Source organism: Aquibium sp. A9E412, assembly GCF_030398335.1.
In the GTDB taxonomy this organism is placed as follows: Bacteria; Pseudomonadota; Alphaproteobacteria; order Rhizobiales; family Rhizobiaceae; genus A9E412.
The window spans coordinates 1-21,466 of the sequence record NZ_JAOAOP010000051.1; the positions used below are offsets into that span (position 1 = coordinate 1).

Annotated in this window: 22 protein-coding genes; 8 read left to right on the forward strand and 14 right to left on the reverse strand. The window is 72.3% G+C overall.

The annotated features are described in order from the left end of the window. Positions 1-526: nicotinate-nucleotide--dimethylbenzimidazole phosphoribosyltransferase (locus N1F89_RS15635; protein ID WP_290085164.1), on the forward strand; the 526-nt coding region annotated here is incomplete at its 5' end. Positions 527-616: 90 nt separating this feature from the next. Here N1F89_RS15635 and N1F89_RS15640 read toward each other — a convergent pair. After that, positions 617-2,137 carry a HAMP domain-containing sensor histidine kinase gene (locus N1F89_RS15640; protein ID WP_290085165.1) on the reverse strand — a complete coding sequence of 507 codons (1,521 nt, stop codon included), beginning with the start codon at positions 2,135-2,137 and terminating at the stop codon, positions 617-619. A 158-nt stretch (positions 2,138-2,295) separates the two neighbouring features. Between N1F89_RS15640 and N1F89_RS15645 the strand changes: the two genes are divergently transcribed. The 3 genes from N1F89_RS15645 (at position 2,296) to N1F89_RS15655 (ending at position 4,154) form a co-directional block, all read left to right on the forward strand. Further along, positions 2,296-2,907, forward strand: a complete 612-nt coding sequence (locus N1F89_RS15645; RefSeq protein ID WP_290085166.1) for a glutathione S-transferase — start codon at positions 2,296-2,298, stop codon at positions 2,905-2,907. A gap of 103 nt (positions 2,908-3,010) precedes the next feature. Beyond that, positions 3,011-3,556, forward strand: coding sequence for a uracil-DNA glycosylase family protein (locus N1F89_RS15650; RefSeq protein ID WP_354670332.1), 546 nt, complete (start codon positions 3,011-3,013; stop codon positions 3,554-3,556). Positions 3,557-3,656: 100 nt separating this feature from the next. Then, positions 3,657-4,154 (forward strand): Lrp/AsnC family transcriptional regulator, encoded by a 498-nt coding sequence (locus N1F89_RS15655; RefSeq protein WP_290085168.1) that lies wholly within the window; start codon positions 3,657-3,659, stop codon positions 4,152-4,154. Positions 4,155-4,167: 13 nt separating this feature from the next. Here the strand turns inward: N1F89_RS15655 and N1F89_RS15660 are convergent, their stop codons facing one another. From N1F89_RS15660 to N1F89_RS15695, 8 genes are all read right to left on the reverse strand, one after another. Beyond that, a complete protein-coding gene (locus N1F89_RS15660; RefSeq protein ID WP_290085169.1) occupies positions 4,168-4,917 on the reverse strand; it encodes a DNA alkylation repair protein in 750 nt (249 codons plus the stop codon). Positions 4,918-4,921: 4 nt separating this feature from the next. After that, positions 4,922-5,791, reverse strand: a complete 870-nt coding sequence (locus tag N1F89_RS15665) for an NAD(P)-dependent oxidoreductase (protein WP_290085170.1) — start codon at positions 5,789-5,791, stop codon at positions 4,922-4,924. A 62-nt stretch (positions 5,792-5,853) separates the two neighbouring features. Then, positions 5,854-6,372 carry a molybdopterin-guanine dinucleotide biosynthesis protein B gene (mobB, locus tag N1F89_RS15670; RefSeq protein WP_290085171.1) on the reverse strand — a complete coding sequence of 173 codons (519 nt, stop codon included), beginning with the start codon at positions 6,370-6,372 and terminating at the stop codon, positions 5,854-5,856. Further along, positions 6,369-6,980, reverse strand: a complete 612-nt coding sequence (gene mobA / locus N1F89_RS15675) for a molybdenum cofactor guanylyltransferase MobA (RefSeq protein WP_290085172.1) — start codon at positions 6,978-6,980, stop codon at positions 6,369-6,371. The genes mobB and mobA overlap by 4 nt, the downstream gene beginning before the upstream one ends. 66 nt (positions 6,981-7,046) lie before the next feature. Then, the gene (locus N1F89_RS15680) at positions 7,047-8,255 is read right to left on the reverse strand and encodes a multidrug effflux MFS transporter (protein WP_290085193.1); all 1,209 of its coding nucleotides are present in this window, start codon (positions 8,253-8,255) and stop codon (positions 7,047-7,049) included. Between the two features lie 55 nt (positions 8,256-8,310). Then, entirely contained in the window at positions 8,311-9,231 is a 921-nt protein-coding gene (locus N1F89_RS15685; protein ID WP_290085173.1) for a DMT family transporter, read from the reverse strand. A 258-nt stretch (positions 9,232-9,489) separates the two neighbouring features. Continuing rightward, the gene (gene moaA, locus N1F89_RS15690; protein WP_290085174.1) at positions 9,490-10,497 is read right to left on the reverse strand and encodes a GTP 3',8-cyclase MoaA; all 1,008 of its coding nucleotides are present in this window, start codon (positions 10,495-10,497) and stop codon (positions 9,490-9,492) included. A gap of 251 nt (positions 10,498-10,748) precedes the next feature. Next, positions 10,749-11,663: a DMT family transporter gene (locus N1F89_RS15695; RefSeq protein ID WP_290085175.1), complete on the reverse strand. Its 915-nt coding sequence runs from the start codon at positions 11,661-11,663 to the stop codon at positions 10,749-10,751. 253 nt (positions 11,664-11,916) lie between these two features. On the opposite strand from N1F89_RS15695, the gene N1F89_RS15700 reads away from it, so the two are divergent. Both N1F89_RS15700 and N1F89_RS15705 read left to right on the forward strand, forming a co-directional pair. Then, positions 11,917-12,273, forward strand: coding sequence for a DUF971 domain-containing protein (locus N1F89_RS15700; RefSeq protein WP_290085176.1), 357 nt, complete (start codon positions 11,917-11,919; stop codon positions 12,271-12,273). Between the two features lie 88 nt (positions 12,274-12,361). Beyond that, positions 12,362-12,973, forward strand: a complete 612-nt coding sequence (locus N1F89_RS15705) for a pyridoxamine 5'-phosphate oxidase family protein (RefSeq protein WP_290085177.1) — start codon at positions 12,362-12,364, stop codon at positions 12,971-12,973. Positions 12,974-12,989: 16 nt separating this feature from the next. Here the strand turns inward: N1F89_RS15705 and N1F89_RS15710 are convergent, their stop codons facing one another. Together N1F89_RS15710 and N1F89_RS15715 are read right to left on the reverse strand one after the other, a co-directional pair. Next, a complete protein-coding gene (locus tag N1F89_RS15710; RefSeq protein WP_290085178.1) occupies positions 12,990-13,841 on the reverse strand; it encodes a polysaccharide deacetylase family protein in 852 nt (283 codons plus the stop codon). Between the two features lie 99 nt (positions 13,842-13,940). Beyond that, positions 13,941-14,393 carry a MarR family transcriptional regulator gene (locus N1F89_RS15715; protein WP_290085179.1) on the reverse strand — a complete coding sequence of 151 codons (453 nt, stop codon included), beginning with the start codon at positions 14,391-14,393 and terminating at the stop codon, positions 13,941-13,943. Between the two features lie 48 nt (positions 14,394-14,441). On the opposite strand from N1F89_RS15715, the gene N1F89_RS15720 reads away from it, so the two are divergent. Continuing rightward, complete coding sequence (locus tag N1F89_RS15720) at positions 14,442-15,353, forward strand: alpha/beta fold hydrolase (protein ID WP_290085180.1); 912 nt, start codon at positions 14,442-14,444, stop codon at positions 15,351-15,353. Here N1F89_RS15720 and N1F89_RS15725 read toward each other — a convergent pair. Next, entirely contained in the window at positions 15,348-15,758 is a 411-nt protein-coding gene (locus N1F89_RS15725) for a rhodanese-like domain-containing protein (protein ID WP_290085181.1), read from the reverse strand. The two genes, N1F89_RS15720 and N1F89_RS15725, sit on opposite strands and share 6 nt — an antisense overlap. Before the next feature lie 28 nt (positions 15,759-15,786). Beyond that, positions 15,787-17,403 (reverse strand): fumarate hydratase, encoded by a 1,617-nt coding sequence (locus N1F89_RS15730; RefSeq protein WP_290085183.1) that lies wholly within the window; start codon positions 17,401-17,403, stop codon positions 15,787-15,789. Positions 17,404-17,670: 267 nt separating this feature from the next. Here N1F89_RS15730 and N1F89_RS15735 point away from each other — a divergent pair, with 267 nt between their 5' ends. Continuing rightward, positions 17,671-19,512 carry a L,D-transpeptidase family protein gene (locus N1F89_RS15735; RefSeq protein ID WP_290085184.1) on the forward strand — a complete coding sequence of 614 codons (1,842 nt, stop codon included), beginning with the start codon at positions 17,671-17,673 and terminating at the stop codon, positions 19,510-19,512. A 546-nt stretch (positions 19,513-20,058) separates the two neighbouring features. Here N1F89_RS15735 and N1F89_RS15740 read toward each other — a convergent pair. Beyond that, positions 20,059-21,432 carry a class II 3-deoxy-7-phosphoheptulonate synthase gene (locus N1F89_RS15740; protein WP_290085194.1) on the reverse strand — a complete coding sequence of 458 codons (1,374 nt, stop codon included), beginning with the start codon at positions 21,430-21,432 and terminating at the stop codon, positions 20,059-20,061. Positions 21,433-21,466: the final 34 nt, after the last annotated feature.

Below are 21,466 nucleotides of genomic sequence, written 5' to 3' on the forward strand. Positions count from 1 at the left end.
CGACCTGATCGTGCTGGGCGACGCCGGCGGCGCGGGCGGGGTGGCGGCGCGCGCCGTGCTCGCGGCCCTCGGCGCGGAGCGCGCGGCGCTGCTCACCGACGCGGCGGCGGATGCGGGCGCGGCGGCGACGGCCGCCCTTGCGCTCAACGAGCGGCATCTCGGCGACCCGCTGGAGGCGCTGCGCCGGGTCGGCGGGCGCGAGGTGGCCGCGCTGGCCGGCGCGGTGCTGGCCGCGCGCATCGAGGGCGTGCCGGTGATCCTCGACGGCCTGCCGGCGCTGGCCGGTGCCGCGGTCGTGGCGGCGACGGCAGGCGAGACGACGGCGCTCGACCATTGCCGGCTGGCCGAGGCGGCCGGGCCGGCGGCGCGGGCGGCGGCCGAGCACCTGGCGCTGACGCCGCTCGTCGATTTCGCCATCGCGGCGGGCGAGGGGACGGCCGGCGCCCTGGCGGCGAGCCTGGTCAAGAGCGCGGCCGCGGTGGCCACGCCGCCGCCGGCGCCGCAGGACGGCGCGCCGGCCGGCTAGCTGTTTCGAGGCGTTCGCGGACGGCGAAGCGCGGCGTCGGAGCCGAACGGCGCTTCAGCGTCGGGGCGGAGGGCGGGTGCGCGCGGGGCGTCAGCCGGCGCGGGCGGCCGGCCGGCCGGTGGGCAGCGCCGGCAGCTCCTCCATCACGCGGGTCGGCGGGAAGGCGGCGATCGCCTCGGTGCCCTCGCGCAGCCGCGAGGAGAGGTCGAAGACGCCGCCGTGCAGCCGCACCAGGCCCTGCACGATGGGCAGGCCGAGGCCGGTGCCCTGCTCGGCGCTCTTGATGGCGATCGAGCCCTGGCCGAAGGCGGCGAGCACGACCGGAATCTCGTCCGGCGGGATGCCGGGACCGTTGTCGCGCACCGCCAGATACTGGCCGCCGCCGGCCGTCCAGCCGACGCGCACGCGGATCTCGCCGCCGGTCGAGGTGAACTTGACCGCGTTGGACAGGAGGTTGAGCGCGATCTGGCGCACGCAGCGCTCGTCGGCCAGCAGCAGCGGCAGGCCGGGCTCGAACTGGCGCACGAAGCGCAGGTTCTTCTGCCGCGCCTTGAGCTCCATCATGTGGCAGCACTCGTCGACGATGGCGGCGAGCGACAGCGGCTCCTCGTTGAGTTGGTAGCCGCCGGCCTCGATGCGCGACAGGTCGAGGATCTCGTTGATGAGATGCAGCAGGTGCTTGCCCGAACCGTGGATGTCGCCGGCGTATTCGCGGTAGGTCTCGTTCTCGATGGGGCCGAGCACCTCGCCGGCCATCACCTCGGAGAAGCCGAGGATGGCGTTGAGCGGCGTGCGCAGCTCGTGGCTCATCGAGGCGAGGAAGCGCGACTTGGCCAGATTCGCCTCCTCGGCGCGGCGGCGCGCCTCGTCGGAGATCGCCTTGGCCGTCTCGAGCTCGGCGATCAGCGCGTCCTTCTCGCTGCGGAACGACAGCAGCATCACCGCCGCCTGGTTGAGATGGCGCGCGACGTAGGTGAAGAAGGGCAGCGAGATGACGAGCAGCGCCGTCATGATGGTCTCGACCGGCATCGACGGGCGCGCGGCGGCCACCGCGTAGACGGCGACGGGCAGCGCGAAGGTGGCGACCATCGCGCCGCCGAGCGAGGAGCCGATCAAGGCCGTCGCCGCGATCGCCATCAGCAGGATGACGGCCTGGACGACGGGCAGATCGGCAAAGCCGCAGCCGGCGCAGCCGAGCGTGACGAAATAGGCCCAGCCGATGCCGCTGACGGCATGGCCGAGAAGGAACAGCGGCCGCAGCCGCTCGGCGTCGACGTCGCCGACGGCCATGCCGTCGACGCGGCGCGCCAGCACGTAGAGGCCGGCGTAGCAGGCGGCCGTGACCAGCGCCCACACCAGGATGCCGTGGTCCATGCCGGCGAACAGCCCGGCGGCGCTGATGACCAGCACCAGAAGCGGGATCGCCAGCGCGCTGTTGAGGATGGCGCGGGCGTGGATCTTCAGCATCTCGCTGTCGAAGGCGGGACTGCCGGCCTGCTGCGAGAGCCGGTCGCGCGTGCGCCGCACGGCGCGCGCCACGTCGGTGTTGCGGTGCGGCTTGGTGCGGTCCACAATGTTCTTGTCCGCCGACGACGGGTGCGGCACAGCCATGGGCCACTGCTTCTTGGTTTGCGGTCGACCGGTCGTTTCGACCCTAGGGGCGAATGATTAAGACTCCCTTTGGCATGGGCCGGCCCGACAGCGGCGGCGGCGTGCATGACGAGGGGAGACCGGGCCGGCCCGTCCTGCGCCGGCGAGGAGGCAACTGCATGAAGCTTTTCGACGGCGGCCGCGCCTCGAACCCGCGCCGGGTGCGCATCTTCCTGGCGGAAAAGGGCATCGAGGTGCCGCTCGAGACGGTCGACATGGCCGCGCTCGGCCACCGCAGCGAACGCATCACCGCGCTCAATCCGCTGCAGCGCTTGCCGGTCCTGGAGCTCGACGACGGCACCGTGCTCAGCGAATCGGTCGCCATCTGCCGCTATTTCGAGGAGCTGCATCCCGAGCCGCCGCTGTTCGGCACCGGCGCCCTGGGCAAGGCGCTGGTCGAGATGTGGCAGCGCCGCGTGGAGTTTCACCTGCTGTTCCCGGTGGCGCAGGCCTTCCGCCACATCCACCCGGCGATGAAGGGCTGGGAGGTGCCGCAGATCGCCGAGTGGGGCGAGGCGAACAAGCCGAAGGCGCTCGAGTTCCTGCGGCTGCTCGACGGCGCGCTGGCCGACCGCGCCTTCATCGCCGGCGACGCCTTCTCCATCGCCGACATCACCGGCCTGGTCTCCGTCGAGCTGATGAAGCCGGCGCGCATCGCCATGCCGCAGGACCTCGACCACCTGGCGCGCTGGTACCACACGGTCGCCGCGCGGCCGAGCGCCGGCGCCTGAGCGGGCGCCGTCCGCCGCCGTGCCGGCCGATCCCGCGCTCGAGCGCCTGCTCGGCCGCATCCGAGCATGCCGCATCTGCGTCGACTGCCCGACCGACCGGCCGATGCCGCACACGCCGCGGCCGGTGGTCGTCGGCTCGTCGACCGCGCGCATCCTGATCGCCGGCCAGGCGCCGGGCACCCGCGTGCACGCCTCGGGGCTGCCGTTCGACGACCGCTCGGGCGACCGGCTGCGCGGCTGGCTCGGCGTCGACCGCGCCGCCTTCTACGATCCGGCGCTGTTCGCCATCGCGCCGATGGGCTTCTGCTTTCCCGGCCAGGACGCGCGCGGCGGCGACCTGCCGCCGCGGCGCGAATGCGCGCCGGCCTGGCGCGCCGCGCTGCTCGCCCACATGCCGCAGATCGCGCTGGTGCTGGCCATCGGCCAGTACGCCCAGGCCTGGCATCTCGGCGACCGGCGCGGCCGCAGCCTGACCGAAACGGTGCTGGACTGGCGCCGGCACCTGGAGCGCGACGCGCGGCCGCACGTGCTGCCGCTGCCGCACCCCTCGTGGCGCAACACCGGCTGGCTGAAGCGCAACCCGTGGTTCGAGGCCGAGCTGGTGCCGGCGCTGCGGCAGCGCGTGCACACGCTCACTTCGCCGAAATGAAGAATGTCATTCTCATGAAAGCGCGGTACCGCGAAGGATATTTTCTTGTTATTGGGAATTGCGCAGTCAGAATAGAGTGATTTTTCGACGGAGCACCCCGATGGACAGACTGGACCGCAAGATCCTGCGCCTGCTGCAGGAGGATTCGACGCTGGCCGTCGCCGACATCGCCAAGAAGGTCGGCCTGTCCACCACGCCGTGCTGGCGGCGCATCCAGAAGCTGGAGGAGGAGGGCGTGATCCGCCGCCGGGTGGCGGTGCTCGACCCGGTCAAGGTCAACACGCGCGTGACGGTGTTCGTGTCGATCCGCACCAACGCGCACAGCCACGAATGGCTGAAGCGCTTCTCCGAGGTGATCCAGGAGTTTCCCGAGGTGGTCGAGTTCTACCGCATGAGCGGCGAGGTCGACTATCTGCTGCGCGTCGTGGTGCCCGACATCGCGGCCTATGACGCCTTCTACAAGCGGCTGATCGCGAAGATCGAGATCCGCGACGTCTCCTCGGCCTTCGCCATGGAGCAGATCAAGTACACGACCGAGCTGCCGCTCGACTATCTGGTGCTGACCAAGGAGCCGGCCGGCTCCAGCGCGGCGGCCTGAGCGGCCGGCCGCCTCATCGCGCCGCGCGGCCGGCGGCCCGGCGCGCCCTGGCGGCGAGCCGGGCGCGCGTCGTGTCCGCCTCGAGCTCGCGCATGGCGGTGCGGCCGATGCGGCGGGCGGTGCGGTCCGGCGCGGCGGCGAGCCGGCGGGCGAGCGCCAGCGCCGCGCCGTGCAGGCGCTCGCTGCGCTTGCCGATCTGGCGCAGCGCCCAGTCGACCGCCTTGCGCACATAAGGCCGCGCGTCGCCGGCCAGCGCGGTCGCCTCGACGATCCGCAGCCACTCGAGGAACAGCCGGTCGGGCGCGGCCGCGTCCGGACGCGGCTCGATGTGCACCGCGCCCCAGGCCATCATGGCGAAGCCGGCGCGGCGCACGAAGAGCCGCGCGTCGGCGGCGAACTCCGGCACCAGCGCCTCGGCCAGGCCCGCCTCGACGAACAGCGCGGCGGCGTGGTCGGTCACCTCCCAGCTGTCGAGATCGCCGGCCCAGCCTCGCGCCTGGGCGGCCGTCACCCGGCCGGGCTCCGCGGTGAAGCAGGCGAGCAGCCGCGCCTCGCGCCAGCCGCTGCGCCACAGGGCGAGGGCGCGCGCGTGGTCGCGCCCCAGCGCCCGGGCGAGCGGCCGCAGCGCGGCGTTGCCGATGCCGAAGGCGCGCGCGGTGTTGATGCCGAACCGCGCCATGCCGGCGCGGTCTTCCGCCGAGGCGTGGGCGCCGAGATGCGCCAGGATGCGCGCGGCGTCCCAGTGCGGCGCCGGCGCGTCCATCGGCTCAGCGTTCGAGCCGGGCGAGCAGCGAGGAGGTGTCCCAGCGCCGGCCGCCGATCTCCTGCACCTCCTTGTAGAACTGGTCGACCAGCGCGGTGACCGGCAGCCGGGCGCCGTTGCGGTCGGCCTCGGCGAGGCAGATGCCGAGATCCTTGCGCATCCAGTCGACGGCGAAGCCGAAATCGTAGCTGCCGGCGTTCATCGTCTTGTGGCGGTTCTCCATCTGCCAGGAGCCGGCCGCGCCCTTGGCGATGACGTCGACCACCTTCTCGATGTCGAGGCCGGCGCGCTTGCCGAAATGGATGCCCTCGGCCAGGCCCTGCAGCAGGCCGGCGATGCAGATCTGGTTGATCATCTTGGTGAGCTGGCCGGCGCCGGCCGGACCCATCAGCCCGACCATGCGGGCATAGGCGTCGATCACCGGCCGCGCCCTGTCGAAGGTCGCCTGCTCGCCGCCGCACATCACCGTCAGCACGCCGTTCTCCGCACCCGCCTGGCCGCCGGAGACCGGGGCGTCGAGGAAGCCGAAGCCGCGCTCGCCGGCCGCCGCGTCGAGCTCGCGCGCCATCTCGGCCGATGCGGTGGTGTTGTCGATGAAGACGGCGCCCGCCTTCATCGCGCCGAAGGCGCCGTCGGGGCCGAGCGTGACGGCGCGCAGGTCGTCGTCATTGCCGACGCAGGCGAAGACGAAGTCCTGGTCGCGGGCGGCTTCGGCCGGCGTGTCGGCGCTGGCGCCGCCATGCTCCTCGACCCATTGTCTCGCCTTGGCGGCGGTGCGGTTGTAGACCGTGACCTCGTGCCCGCCCTTGCTCCTGAGATGGCCGGCCATGGGGTAGCCCATGACGCCGAGCCCGAGAAACGCCACCTTCGCCATCGCGCTTTCGCTCCCTTTGCGATTGTCCGGTCCGGCGAGAAACCACCGCCGGCGCCGCGTCGTCAAGCGTCCCGTGCCTCCGCCCGCCGGCCATAGGCCTCGACGAAATCGGCGATCGCCGGGATCGCGTCGAGCGGGAAGACCGGCAGGCCGCCGCCCTCGGCCGGGCCGTCGGCGGCGATCGCCACGACGCCCGGCACCTCGCCGGCGAGCGGCGCGCGGTCGGCGGCGGCGGCGCGGCGGCACTCGATCTTGCCGTGCGCGGCGCGCTTCAAGCCCTCGACCAGGACGAGGTCGCACGCTGCCAGCCGGGCGAGCACGGTGTCGAGCGTGGCGGGCGGGCCGGGCTGCGGCACGCCGTCGAGCGCCCAGCCCGCCGGCGTCAGCAGCGCGACCTGCCGGGCGCCAGCCTGCCGGTGGCGCCAGGTGTCGGTGCCCGGCCGCTCCGGCGCCAGCGGGTGGTGGCTGTGCTTGACGCTCGCCACCGTGCGGCCGCGGCGCGTCAGCTCGGCGATCAGCCGGGCGGCGAGCGTCGTCTTGCCGGACGCCTTCCAGCCGACGATGCCGAGAACGGCGGTCACCGGGCCGCCGCCGCGCAATGGCGCCCGGCCGTGGCGAGATCGGCCGGCGTGTTGACGTTGAAGAACGGGTCGATGCCGCCGTCGGCGAAGTCGACGGCGACGGCGGGGTGGCGCGTTCCGGCGAAGGCGCCGACGCGGGCGTGGCCGGCGGCGAGGAAGGCGGCGAGGTCGTCGGCGAGCGCCAGCGGCCACAGCGCGGCGACCGGGTGGCGGCGGCCGGCCGAGCGGGCGAGCGCGATGGTGCCGGGCGCGGCGGCCGCGGCGAGCCGGGCGACGAGATCGCCGGGCAGGAAGGGGCAGTCGACCGGCGCGGTGGCGAGGGCCGTGGCGCCGGGCAGCGCGGTGCGGGCCCACAGCATGCCGGCGAGCACGCCGGCGAGCGGCCCCGGCCGGCCGGGCAGCGTGTCGGCGATCACCGGCAGGCCGGTCGCCGCGAAGCGGGCCGGGTCGCCGTTGGCGTTGAGTGCCAGGGCGGCGACCTGCGGCGCCAGCCGCGCCTGCACGTGCTCGACCAGCGGCCGGCCGGCGAGCCGCAGCAGCGCCTTGTCGCCGCCGCCCATGCGCGTGGCGCGGCCGCCCGCCAGGATGATGCCCGCGATCGCACTCATGCTTTCGGCATAGACCAGGATGGCGAGACGCGGGAAGCGGTTTCGCGCGGCATGGCGGCGCGTGCGCTACAGCGCGCCGCGGCGGCGCGCGACCCAGATGACGTAGAGGGTGGAGACGATGGCGGCCAGCGAGGAGAACAGCATCAGCCAGAGCAGCGGGTAGGGGCCGCTCTCGGTCGACAGCAGCACGCCGGCGAGCACCGACAGCGCCGCGCCGCCGCCGATCTGCAGCGCGCCGCCGAGGCCGGAGGCCGAGCCCGACAGGTGCGGGCGCACGCTGACGATGCCGGCATTGGCGTTGGGCAGCGTCATGCCGTTGCCGACGCCGACGAAGAAGGTCGGCCCGAACAGCGCCAGCGCGTGGCCGTAGCCGAAGGCGAACAGCGGGATGGCCGGCGCCAGGCCGACGAGCGCGACGATGTTGCCGGTCAGCATCATGCGGTTGAGGCCGACCTGGCGCGAGAAGCGGCCGGCCAGGAAGTTGCCGATCATGTAGCCGACCGGCAGAAGCGCGAAATACATGCCGTAGGCCGACGGGCTGAGGCCGAGGATCTCGGTGGCGACGAACGGGCCGCCGCCGAGAAAGGCGAAGAAGGCGCCGGAGGCGAAGGCGGCCGTGGCGGTGTAGCCCCAGAAGCGCAGCGAGCGCGCCAGCTCGGGATAGGCGCGGATCTGCGCCGCCATGCTGGCCGAGCGCTGCAGCTTGGTCTCGCCGAGGTCGAAATAGACGACGATCAGCGAGACGAGACCGAAGACCAGGATCAGGTAGAAGGTCGACTGCCAGCCGAAATGCTCGTCGAGCAGGCCGCCGATGGTCGGTCCGGTCATCGGCGCCAGCGTCATGCCCATGGTGACGTAGCCGATCTTGCTGGCCGCCGAATCGGCGTCGACCGTGTCGCGCACGATGGCGCGCGACAGCACCATGCCGGCCGCCGCGAAGGCCTGCAGCACGCGCCAGGCGAGCAGCACCTCGATGGTCGGCGCGTGGATCGCGGCGAAGGTGGAGACGACGAAGACGGCGAAGCAGAACAGCATCACCGGGCGGCGGCCGAAGCGGTCGGAGGCCGGGCCGATGGCGAGCTGCAGGATGGCCGTCGCGCCGAGATAGAGCGACACGGCGAGCTGCACCAGCGCGTAATCGGCCTCGAAATAGCGCGCCATGCCCGGCAGCGACGGCAGGAAGATGTTCATCGCCACGGCACCGGTCGCCGTCGCCAGCACCAGCGTGGTGATGTGCGGCGGCGTGGTGCGGTCGAAATAGCGCACCGGCGCCAGCTCGGCCGGGGCGCGGCCGGCCTGCGGGTTCTGCGGCTCGTCGGTCCTCATCGGCCTAGAGCCCGTCGGGCGCCATGCCCGCATCGGTGCTGCGCGTGACCGGCTGCAGCCGGCCGACGCGGCGCTCGCGGTAGAGCGCGTAGAGGCCGGAGCCGACGATGATCGCCGCGCCCGTCAGCATCGGCCCGTCGGGGATCTCGCCGAACACCAGCATGCCGAGCAGGATCGACCACAGCAGCGCGGTGTAGCGGAACGGCGCGACGAAGGCGATGTCGCCCTCGCGTACCGCCATGATGATGAACTGATAGCCGAACAGCAGCAGCACCGCCGCGCCGAGCAGCATGGCGGCCGAGGTGGGCGCCACCGGCTGCCAGCCGCCGAACGGCGTGACCAGCGCGGCACCGGCGAGCGTGACGGCGATCGCGCTGGCGCTCGACAGCATGAGCGAGGGGATTTCGGCCGGCACGCGCCGGGTGGCGATATCGCGCGTGGCGGCGAACAGCACGCTGACGAGGGCCAGCAGCGCATAGGCGTCGAAGCCCTCGAAGCCCGGCCGCACGACGATCAGCACGCCGAGGAAGCCGAGGCCGATGGCCAGCCAGCGGCGCCAGCCGACCGGCTCGCCGAGCACCAGCGCCGCGCCCATGGTGACGGCGAGCGGCAGCGCCTGCAGAACGGCCGAGACGTTGGCGATGGGCAGCCGGGCGAGGGCGAGCAGAAAGAAGGTCGTGGCGCCGATCTCGCCGGCGGTGCGCAGCAGCACCATGGGATGGAGAAGCCGCTTCGGCGCGGCCAGCGCGCCGGCGCGCCAGGCCAGAAGGCCGATCAGCACGGTGGCGAACAGCCCGCGCACGGCCATCACCTGGCCCATGTTCATCTGCCCGGCCAGCGACTTCACGATCGCGTCGTTCGAGGCGAAGCCGGCCATCGAAACGGCCATGAACAGCGCCCCGCGGAGATTGGCGGAAGAAGACAAGCATCGAACCCGGTGACATCGCCTGACCGGCCACTCTTACGGAGACGGTCGCGGCGGCGCAACGGGCAGGGCCGGACCCGCGGTAGGGCCAGGCGCGGCGGCAGGGCAGGCTGTCAGCAGAAGCGGCGCGGCGCGCGGCCGCCGCGCTCGGGCGGCCCAAAGCCGATCTGCCTTTCGCGGAATCGCAGATCGGCTCCCGCTTATCGTTTCGACGCGTTTGCGGACGGCGGAAGGGGTTCCACGTCGCCTGGAAAGGCCCTAGCCGCCGGTGACGCTCATGTGGCGCGAGACGGCGGGGCGGCGCGTCGTGCGGTCGATGACGAAGTCGTGGCCCTTCGGCTTGCGGCCGATCGCCTCGTCGATGGCCGCCGCGACGAGCGCGTTGCCCTCCGAGGCGCGCAAGGGGGCGCGCAGGTCGGCGGCGTCCTCCTGGCCGAGGCACATGTAGAGCGTGCCGGTGCAGGTCAGCCGCACGCGGTTGCAGCTTTCGCAGAAATTGTGCGTCAGCGGCGTGATGAAGCCGAGCCGGCCGCCGGTCTCGGCGACCTCGACATAGCGCGCCGGGCCGCCGGTGCGGTAGGGGATGTCGGTCAGCGTGAAGCGCTCGGCCAGCTCCGCGCGCACCTGCGACAGCGGCAGGTACTGGTCGGTGCGGTCGGCGTCGATCTCGCCCATCGGCATCGTCTCGATCAGCGTGAAGTCCATGCCGCGGCCGTGCGCCCAGCGCATCATGTCGGGGATCTCGACGTCGTTGAAGCCCTTGAGGGCGACGGCGTTGATCTTGATCCTGAGGCCGGCGCGCTCGGCCGCCTCGATGCCGCGCATCACGCGCTCGAGGTCGCCCCAGCGGGTGATGGCGCGGAACTTGTCGGGGTCGAGCGTGTCGAGCGACACGTTGATGCGGCGCACGCCGGCCGCCGCCAGCTCGTCGGCGAAGCGGGACAGCTGCGAGCCGTTGGTGGTCAGCGTCAGCTCCTCCAGCGCGCCGGACTTCAGGTGGCGCGACAGCTCGTTGATGAGATGCATGATGTTCTTGCGCACCAGCGGCTCGCCGCCGGTCAGCCGCAGCTTGCGCACGCCCTTCTCGACGAAGACGGTGCACAGCCGGTCGAGCTCCTCGAGGGTGAGCAGGTCGCGCTTGGGCAGGAAGGTCATGTCCTCCGCCATGCAGTAGACGCAGCGGAAGTCGCAGCGGTCCGTCACCGAGACGCGCAGATAGGTGATGGCGCGGCCGAAGGGGTCGATCATGCTGCTGTCGGGATTCATACCGTCCTCTCGCTGCCGTCTTCTGGTGGCCGGGGCCCCGCATCGCAGGTGCGAATTCCGCGCCGCGATTGCAAGGCCGCAGCCACGCCTTCCTAGCATCGATCCGCCGGTCGAGGCAAAGCGTGACTTGGTGCGACACCGGCTTCGATCCGTGCGGCCGCGAACCGAGAACGCGGGCCGGCGCGGGTTCGTTGCCGCGACGCGTTCGCCGACGCCGGACCGGGTTCCCGCTTCGCCGGCGCCGGCCCGCCTCACGTCTCCGGCGGCAGCGGCCGGGCGATGGCGCGCTCGCGGAACACGATGTAGAGCCCGGCCGCCATCGTCACCACGATGCCGAGCGCGGCAAGCCCGTTCGGCAGGTCGCGGAAGATCAGCCAGCCGATCAGCGTGGCGAACGGGATCTCGAGATACTGGATCGGCGCCAGCGTCGCCGACGGCGCGTAGCGCAGCGCCCAGGTCATCACCAGATGGGCGAGCGTGCCGAGCACGCCGAGCGTGGCGAGCAGCGCCACGTCGCGCGGCGAGGGCGCGATGAAGGCGAGGGCGGGCAGGTCGAGCCCGGCGGTGGCGAGCGCGAGCAGCGCGAAGCCGGCGCTCGCCATCAGGCCGCTGACGGCCTGCATGGAGATCGGGTCGGTGGCATGCGCGATCTGCCGCGTCACCATCATGTAGAGCGCGAAGGCGAGCGCCACGCCGAGCGGCAGGAGCGCCGGCAGGCCGACCTCGACGAAGCGCGGCTGGACGACGAGCAGCGTGCCGACGAAGCCGACGACGCAGGCCGCCAGCCGGCGCGGGCCGATGTCCTCGTTGAGCACCATCTTGCCGAGCGCCAGCATGATGAACGGCATGACGAAGGCGATGGCCACCGCGTCGGCGAGCGGCAGGTAGCGCAGCGCGGCGAACATGGCGCCGATGCCGGCGATGTGGAACAGCGTGCGCAGCGCGGTGAGCGCGAAGACGCGCCGCGACATGGCGAGCGACAGGCCGCTCCACCACACGATGGGCAGGAGCAGGCCGGCCTGGGCGGCGAAGCGCACCACCAGAAGCTGGAACAGCGGCACGGACTCGCCGAGCAGCTTGGCCATGGAATCGCCGAGCGGCGCCAGCGCGCAGAACAGCACCATGAGCAGGATGCCGACGAGCGGGCGGGCGGCGGTCGTCGTCATCGTCCGGGTCTAGGCAAAGGCGCCGTGCCGCGCAATCGGCCAGAGGCCGACGCCGGCAGGGGCAGCGGCGGCGCGGGGCTTTTCAAGCCGTCGCGAACGGTCTAGAGCCGAGCTGCCGTGCACGGAATCGCAGATCGGCGCCACGGTGTCGTCCCGACGCGTTTCCGAACGGGCGAACCGGTTTCCAATTCGCCTGGAAACGCGACGGGTCGTTGGGGGCCGCCAGGCGGCGCCCGGCAGACGGGTGAGGGCCATGCAGCCACCGAGCGAACTCAGGGTGTCGAAGGACCGGCGCACGCTGACGGTGCGCTTCGCCGACGGCGAGACGGCGACGCTCGAGGCGGAGCTGCTGCGCGTGCTGTCGCCCTCGGCCGAGGTGCAGGGCCATTCGCCGGAGCAGCGCGTCACGGTGCCGGGCAAGCGCGCCGTGGCGATCGCCGGCATCGAGCCGGTCGGCAACTACGCGGTGCGCATCGTCTTCGACGACCGGCACGACACCGGCATCTTCACCTGGCCGTACCTGGCCACGCTCGGCCGCGAGAAGCAGGCGCGCTGGCAGGGCTATCTCGACGAGCTGGCGGAAAAGGGACTGAGCCGCGATCCGCGGTAGCGCGGTCGCGGGCGAAGCGGGAACGGAAGTGCCCGCGCGCGGACGCGTCGGGAGCAGGGCACGGGCACCGGAAGCGACGGACGGAGCGATGACGACGATCGACAGCATGGCGGCGCTGACCGCGCTCTACGGCACACCGGCGGAGGCCGCGCTGGTCAAGGAGGTCGACCGGGTGATCCCGGAATACGCCGCCCTCATCGCCGCCTCGCCCTTCGTGGCGCTGGCGAGCGCCGGGCCGGAGGGGCTCGACTGCTCGCCGCGCGGTGATCTCGCCGGCTTCGTGCGGGTGGACGACGAGCGCACGCTGACGATGCCCGACCGACGCGGCAACAACCGCGTGGACACGCTGTCGAACATCGTGCGCGACGGGCGCGTGGCGCTGCTGTTCCTGGTGCCGGGCTCGGGCACGACGCTGCGCGTCAACGGCCGCGCGCACCTGACGACCGACGCGGCGCTGTGCGACAGCTTCGCGGTCGACGGCAAGGCGCCGCGCTCGGTGATCGTGGTGGCGGTGGAGCGCGTCTACTTCCAGTGCGCGCGGGCGATCCAGCGGGCCGAGCTGTGGAACCCGCAGCGCCACGTCGACGCGGCCGACCTGCCGAGCCCGGGCCGCATGCTGGCCGCGACCAGCCAGGCGCGCATCGACGCGGCGGCCTATGACGCGCAATGGCCGGAGCGGGCGAAGAAGACGCTGGAGTAGCGCCGCCCCTTCGCCGTCACTCGTCCGCGGAGAGCGCCGCGCTCACGAGCGCGCCGCCGGCCGGCGAGCGCGGCACCAGGTGCACCACGCGATAGCCGCGCGCGGCGAGGTCGTCGAGGAAGTCGGGCAGCATGGCGACGGTGCGCGCGTGCAGGTCGTGGAACAGCACGATGCCGGAGCCGGCGCGCTCGAGCGCGGCAAGCGTGCGGGCGCGCACCTGGTCGGGGGTGGAGACGAAATAGTCCTTGGAATCGACCGACGGGTGGACCACCACCACGCCCCGCATGGCCAGGTGACGGCGCAGCCGCGCGGTGTCGGCGAGATAGGGGAAGCGGAAGAACGGCGCGGCCTTGCGCCCGCTCGGCACCAGCGCGGCGTCGACGCTGGCGCGGCCGCGCTCGATCTCGGCCACGGCGGCGTCGAACGCCATGCCCGACAGGTCGGGATGGCTCTGCGTGTGCGTGCCGATCGTGTGACCGCGGCGCGCCACCTCGCGCACCAGATCGGGGTAGCTGCGGGCCATCTGGCCGACCATCAGGAAGGTCGCCCGGACGCCGTGCCGGTCGAGCGCGTCGAGGATCGCCGGCGTCTTGCCGCGCACCGGCCCGTCGTCGAAGGTGAGCACCACCTCCTTGCGCGCGAGCACCAGATCGTCGAGGCCGCCGACGCGGATCGTGCGGCCGGCGAGCCCGCCGCGCCCTGAGGGAAAATCGAGCAGGATGTCGGGCCGCGTCAGGTCGGCATTGGGCTCGGCGCCGAAGGCGAGCCGGGGCAATTCCGCCTCGCCGCGCGGCTTGCTGGTGCAGCCGGCGGCGGCGAGGGCGCCGAGGAGGACGGCGGCAAGGGCGAGACGAAGCGGGCGACGCATGGGACACACTCGGAAAACGAGAGCTCGGATGCCCAAGGGTCGGCCAACATGGTTAACGTTCGGCTAGCGCGCCGGCGCGGCACGCGGGCCGGCGGCGGCTCAGGCGCCGTCGAGCGCCTCGGTGATGCGGCGCATCTGCTCGCCCATGGCGTCGCATTCGGCCGGCGAGGACTGCGCCATCACGCGGTCGATCAGCTCGGTGTAGATGGCGAGCGCCTGTTTCAGCCGCGCCTCGCCGTCCGGCGTCAGGTAGAGGCGCAGCACGCGGCGGTCGTTCTCGTCGCTCTCGCGGCGCAGCAGGCCCTGCTTCTCGAGCTGCGGCAGCAGCATGGTGATGTTGGAGCGGCCGACGAGCAGGCGGCGGGCGAGGTCGTGCTGCGACAGGCCGGGATGGCGGTACAGGTTCATCAGCATGTCGAGCTGCGCGATCTTCAGGTCGAGCGGCGCCAGCGCGCGGGACAGCGCGCGCACCACGGCCTTTTCCGCGCGCACCACGGCGATCCAGTTGCGGAAGCGCGGATTGTCCCAGGGCAGATCTTGCTTCTTGTTCATTCTTGAACTAATTTGTTCATCATTGAACGAATAACGGTTGGGCTCACTATGGCATCGTTCGGGCATATGGTCATCCGCGGCGTTTTTGCCACGGCCGAGCATCTGGCGCCAAACCTGGCGGGCCGGGCGGCGTTCCGGCTGTTCAGCCGCACGCCCGATCCCGGCCGGCTGCCGCAGCGCGAGAAGCGCCGGCTGGCCGAGGCACGGGAATGGCTGGCCGAGGCGCGCCACCACCGGCTGACGACGCGCTACGGCGTCGTCGTGGCGCACGAGTTCCGCCCGGTCGGGCGGCCGAAGCCGTGGCCCACGGCGCTGGTGCTGCACGGCTGGCGCTCGCGCACCGAGCACATGCGCCAGATCGTCGACGGCCTGGTGCGGGCCGGCCACCGGGTGGTGGCGCTCGACCTGCCGGGGCACGGCGGCTCGCCCGGCCGGCGCCTGCACATGGCCAACGCCGTGGCGGCGGTGGCGACGGCGGCCGAGTGGTTCGGGCCGCTGGCGCTGATCGTCGGCCATTCCTTCGGCGGCGCGGTGGCGGTCAACGCGGCGGTCGGCTCGATCCGCGGCATCAAGCCGGTGCGCGTCGGCCGGCTGGTGCTGATCGCGGCGCCGAGCTCGATGCCGGCGATCTTCACCTCGTTCGGCGGCTTTCTCGGCCTCGGGCCGCGCACCCAGACCGCGCTCGCCGACGCGGTGGAGCGGCTTGCCGGCAATCCGCTGGAAACCTTCGTCGGCGCACGCCAGCTCGCCGAGCTGCCGATCCCCACGCTGGTGGTGCACGCGCCCGACGACCGGCAGGTGGCGGCGGCCAATGCCGAGGCCTTCGCCGCGGCCGGGCCGCATGTGCGGCTTTCCTGGGCGCCCGGTCAGGGGCACCGGCGCATCATCGCCGATCCGCAGGTGGTGGGCGAGATCGTCCGCTTCGCCGCGCCCGGACCGCGGCTGACGGCCGTCTCATGAGCCGGCCGCGCCGTCCTTGCGGCCCGGCGGGTCGACCGGCAGGCCGGCGTCGCGCCAGGCCGCGAAGCCGCCGCTGACGTGGCAGACCGGCTCGAGGCCCATGTCCTGCGCCGTCTTGGTGGCGAGCGCGGAGCGCCAGCCCGCCGCGCAGAAGAAGACGAAGCGCTTGCCCGAGGCGAAATAGGGCTTGTGGTAGGGGCTGTCGGGGTCGACCCAGAACTCCAGCATGCCGCGCGGACAGTGGCGCGCGCCGGGGATGCGGCCTTCGCGCTCCAGCTCGCGGATGTCGCGCAGGTCGACGAACACGGTGTCGCCGTCGTGAAGCAGCGCGGCCGCCTCGGCCGGCGCGAGCGCGGCGATCTCGGCCTCGGCCTCGGCGACCAGCGTCGCGATGCCCTTCCTCATCGTCTCCTCCCTCGCATGGCGCGGCCGGTCAGCCGAGGTCGAACTCCTTGAAGAAGTCGTTGCCCTTGTCGTCGATGATGATGAAGGCGGGGAAGTTCTCCACCTCGATGCGCCACACCGCCTCCATGCCGAGCTCGGGATACTCGACCACCTCGACGTGGCGGATGCAGTCCTGCGCGAGCTGCGCGGCGGCGCCGCCGATCGAGCCGAGATAGAAGCCGCCATGCCTGGCGCAGGCCTCGCGCACCTGGCGCGAGCGGTTGCCCTTGGCCAGCATCACCATCGAGCCGCCGAACGACTGGAACTGGTCGACGTAGGAATCCATGCGCCCGGCCGTGGTCGGCCCGAAGGAGCCGGAGGCATAGCCCTCCGGCGTCTTGGCCGGTCCGGCGTAGTAGATCGGGTGGTTCTTGAAGTAGTCGGGCATCGGCTCGCCGGCCTCCAGCCGGGCACGGATCCTGGCATGCGCCAGGTCGCGCGCCACGATGATGGGGCCGGACAGCGAAAGCCGAGTCTTGACGGGGTGTTGCGTCAGTTGCCTGAGAACCTGCTCCATTGGCTGGTTGAGGTCGACCGCGACCACGCCGCCGGACAGCGCCGCCTCGTCGATCTCCGGCATGAAGCGCGCCGGGTTGGTCTCCAGCGCCTCCAGGAAGATGCCCTCGCGGGTGATCTTGCCGAGCGCCTGGCGGTCGGCCGAGCACGACACGCCAAGGCCGATCGGCAGCGAGGCGCCGTGCCGCGGCAGGCGGATGACGCGCACGTCGTGGCAGAAGTACTTGCCGCCGAACTGGGCGCCGACGCCGAGCGACTGGGTCAGCTTGTGGATCTCGGCCTCCATGGCGCGGTCGCGGAAGGCGTGGCCGTCGCTGCCGCCCGCGCTCGGCAGCTCGTCGAGATAGCGCGTCGAGGCGAGCTTGACGGTCTTCAGGTTCATCTCGGCCGAGGTGCCGCCGATGACGATCGCCAGATGGTAGGGCGGGCAGGCGGCGGTGCCGAGCGTGAGGATCTTCTCCTTCAGGAAGGCGACCAGGCGCTCGTGCGTGAGCAGCGACGGCGTGCCCTGGTAGAGGAAGGTCTTGTTGGCCGAGCCGCCGCCCTTGGCGACGAACAGGAACTTGTAGGCGTCCTCGCCCTCCTCGTAGATGTCGATCTGCGCGGGCAGGTTGGTGCGCGTGTTCTTCTCCTCGAACATCGACAGCGGGGCGAGCTGCGAGTAGCGCAGGTTCTTCTTCTCGTAGGCGTCGAGCACGCCGCGGCCGAGCGCCTCGGCGTCGCCGCCGTCGGTCCACACGCGGCGGCCCTTCTTGCCCATGACGATCGCCGTGCCGGTGTCCTGGCACATCGGCAGCACGCCGCCGGCGGCGATGTTGGCGTTCTTCAGCAGGTCGTAGGCGACGAAGCGGTCGTTGTCGGTCGCTTCGGGATCGTCGAGGATGGCGGCGAGCTGCTCCAGGTGGCCGGGCCTGAGCAGGTGGTTGATGTCGGCGAAGGCGGCCTCGGACAGAAGCCGCAGGCCCTCGGCCTCGACGGCGAGGACCTCCTGGCCGCGGAAGGTGTCGGTCGACACGTGCCGGTCGGTCAGCTTGCGGTAGGGGGTTTCGTCGGCGGCGAGCGGGAACAGCTCGGAGATCGCTTCGGCCACGAAGGGGCTCCTGGTCGGTCAGAGGGGGTGTCTCGCCCGCGTTTTACCGCCGGCACGCGAAAAGTCCACCGGCGAGGGCCGGTCACGATCGCGCGAGCACGGCGCCGGCGCGGCCCGCCGCCGGGAACGGAGCCTTAACGGGTGCCGTTGAAGTCTCTATAGTGAATCGGCGGCGACCGGCCGGGACGGACGCCGCGCGGCAACGAGCTGAGGCAGGTGGGCATGGCGTTCAGGGGCAGCGGAAGAGGCAGCGCGCGAACCGCGTCTGTGGCGGTGGTCGCGGCGGCGGTGCTCGGCGTCGGGCTCGGCGAGGCGGCCGCGCAGAACATCTTCGACATGCTGTTCGGCGGCAACCGGCTGAACAATTCGCGCGTCGAGCGCGAACCGGTGCGCCGCGCGCAGCCCGAGCCGTCCACCCGGCGCGCACCGCGGGTCAGGATCTCCTCGCCCTCCTTCTACGACTACACGCCCGAGGCGCTGGTGCGGGTGGAGACCGAGGCGCTCCTCGACGCGCTGGCGGCGCCGCAGCCGGCCGCCTTCGACGCGGCGGGCGGGCGCGACGGCTTCCGCGCCGCGGTGGCCGGGCTCGGGCCGCTCGATCTCTACGCCGAGAAGCCGATCGCCGCGGCGCTGATCGAGCGCTACGGCGACAACCCGTCCTTCATCTGGGTCGACGGCCACCATCCCAACGCGCGGGCCGAGGCGGCGCTGCGCGTGCTGGGCGAGGCGCAGAGCCACGGCCTGTCGGCCGCCGACTACGCGGTCGCCGTGCCGCCGGCGGTGTTCCGGCTGAGCAAGGCGGAAGAGCGGCTGCACGCGCTGGTGCGCTTCGAGCTGGCGCTGTCGGCGCGCGTGCTGCGCTATGCGCGCGACGCGCATGGCGGGCGCGTCGAGCCGAACAAGCTGTCGGGCTATCACGACCTGTCCGAACGGCCGCTCGACCTGGCGCATGTGCTCGACGTGATGGCGCGCACGCGCGATTCCGGCGTCTATCTCGAATCCTTCCACCCGCAGAACGCCGCCTATGGCGCGCTGCGCGTGGAGCTGGAGACGCTGCGCGGCAGCCAGGAGAAGGCGATCGTCGTGGCGCCCGACACCTTCGTGCGGCCCGGCGGCAGCGATCCCGAGTTCGCCAAGATCCTGACGATCATCGAGCGCGACGCCGACGCCGCCTTCCGCGCCGAGCACGGCGCGACGCTCGCCCGCCATCTCGGCAGCGAGACCTACGACAGCGCGCTGGTGCCGGTCATCAAGGCGGCGCAGCGCGCCCGCGGGCTCAACCCCGACGGCATCATCGGCCCGCGTACGGTCGGCGCGCTGGCCGGCGAGTCGAAGCAGGCGCGCATCGACAAGGTGCTGCTGGCGCTGGAGCGGCTGCGCTGGCACCCCTCGGAGCTCGGCGACCCGCGCGTCGTCATCAACGCGGCCGGCTTCCGCGCCGACTTCATCGAAGGCGGCCGCGAGCGGCTGTCGATGCGCACGGTGGTCGGCACCAAGGCCAACCAGACGAGCTTCTTCCACGACGAGATCGAGTATGTCGAGTTCAACCCCTACTGGGGCGTGCCGCGCTCGATCCTGGTCAACGAGATGCTGCCCAAGCTGGTGCGCGATCCCGGCTATCTCGACCGCGCCGGTTACGAGGTGACCGACCGCAGCGGCCGGCGCGTCTCGTCGGCGGCGGTCAACTGGGGCGCGTATGGCGCGCAAATCCCGTTCGACGTGCGCCAGAAGCCGGGCAAGAGCAACGCGCTCGGCGAGCTGAAGATCATGTTCCCCAACAAGCACGCCATCTACATGCACGACACGCCGGCGCGGCACCTGTTCGAGCGCGACACGCGCGCCTACAGCCACGGCTGCGTGCGCCTGCAGGACCCGCGCGCGATGGCCGCCGCGGTGCTCGACTGGCAGGAAAGCCGCGTCTCCGAGCGGGTGCGCGCGGGCCATTCGCGCCAGGACGTGCCGCGCAAGATCCCCGTCTATGTCGGCTACTTCACCGCCTGGCCGGACTCGGCCGGCGCGGTCGCCTATCACGGCGACGTCTATGGCCGCGACGCGCGGCTGGAAACGGCGCTCCGCAAGGTGGCCGACGTGCGCGCGCCGAGCAGCTAGCGGCGGTCTGCGTGGCGGTGAAAAAGCGGAACGGCTCGCGCGCGCGGCCGGGCGTCGCGGGTTCGCCCTCCGACGCGCCTCGGCACGTCCTGCCGGGACCGTTCGGCCGACCGGCGCGAGGGCGCCGGTCGCGGGCGTCGCGGCCGCGGGCGGTCTATTCCGTGCCGCCGAGCAGCATGTAGGCGAGGATCGCGCCGATCACGGCGGCGAGCGCCATGCCGAGCAGCAGGTCTTCCGGTTTCGGTGAACGCGGCAAAATGGGCATGACAGGCACTCCGGTCGTGCTTTGACAAGAGCCCGGCAGCGGATCCATCGAAGCAATGCACAGGCCCCAGCGATAGCCGCGCAGCGCGCGATTACAATCGTGTGTACGGAACGGGACAATGCCGCGGGCGCGCGACCGGGCGGGCTGCGGCCCCCGGCCAATGCGGCCGCGCGGGGCACGGTGACGCCGAAAGGCGCGGCGCGCGCGCCGCACGGCCTGCGGGCGATCCGAGCGGCCCGCCGGAGGCGCACACCGGGCGCGGCGCCCGGCTGCGACGGGAGCTAGGCGCCGACGGCCTGGCGGGGCTGCGCGGCGCGCTCCTTCTTCAGGAGCTCGGCCATCAGGAAGGCGAGCTCGAGGGCCTGGTCGGCGTTGAGCCGCGGATCGCAATGGGTGTGGTAGCGGTCCTGCAGCTCGTCGTCGCGGATGGCCCGCGCGCCGCCGGTGCACTCGGTCACGTTCTTGCCGGTCATCTCGACGTGGATGCCGCCGGGATGCGTGCCCTCGGCGCGGTGCACGGCGAAGAAGGTCTCGACCTCCTTGAGGATGCGGTCGAAGGGCCGCGTCTTGTAGCCGGCCGCGGTGATCGTGTTGCCGTGCATGGGATCGCACGACCACACCACCTTGCGGCCCTCGCGCTCGACCGCGCGGATCAGCCGCGGCAGGTGCTCGGGCGCCTTGTCGGCGCCGAAGCGGCAGATCAGCGTCAGCCGGCCGGGCTCGTTGTCGGGGCTGAGCGTGTCGATCAGCCGCAGCAGGTCGTCGGTCTCGATCGACGGCCCGCACTTCAGCCCGAGCGGATTCTTCACGCCGCGGCAGTATTCGACATGGGCGTGGTCGGCCTGGCGCGTGCGGTCGCCGATCCACAGCATGTGGCCGGAGGTCGCGTACCAGTCGCCGGAGGTGGAATCGATGCGCGTCAGCGCCTCCTCGTAGCCGAGCAGCAGCGCCTCGTGGCTGGTGAAGAAATCGGTCTCGCGCAGCGCCTGGTTGCTGTCGCCGGTGATGCCGACGGCGCGCATGAAGTCGATGGTCTCGGTGATGCGGTTGGCGAGGGCCTCGTAGCGCTCGGCCTGCGGGCTGTCGGAGATGAAGCCCAGCATCCACTTGTGCACGTTCTCGAGGTTGGCGAAGCCGCCCTGGGCGAAGGCGCGCAGCAGGTTCAGCGTGGCGGCCGACTGGCGGTAGGCCATCTCCTGGCGCAGCGGGTCGGGCAGCCGCGACATCTCGTCGAAATCGGGGCCGTTGATGATGTCGCCGCGGTAGCTCGGCAGCACCACGTCGCCGCGCCGCTCGCTGTCGGACGAGCGCGGCTTGGCGAACTGGCCGGCGATGCGGCCGACCTTGACCACCGGCTGCGAGCCGGCGAAGGTCAGCACCACCGCCATCTGCAGGAAGACGCGGAAGAAGTCGCGGATGTTGTCGGCGCCGTGCTCGGCGAAGCTCTCGGCGCAATCGCCGCCCTGCAGCAGGAAGCCCTGGCCGGCCGCCACGGCGGCCAGGTCGCGCTTCAGCCGGCGCGCCTCGCCGGCGAAGACCAGCGGCGGATAGGTGGCCATGCGGGCCTCGACCTCGCGCAGGACCTGCTCGTCCGGATAGGAGGGCACCTGCTGGATCGGCTTCTGCCTCCACGAACCCGGCGACCACTTTTCCATCTCGACACCCATTCACCGTTGCGGCGCCATGCGC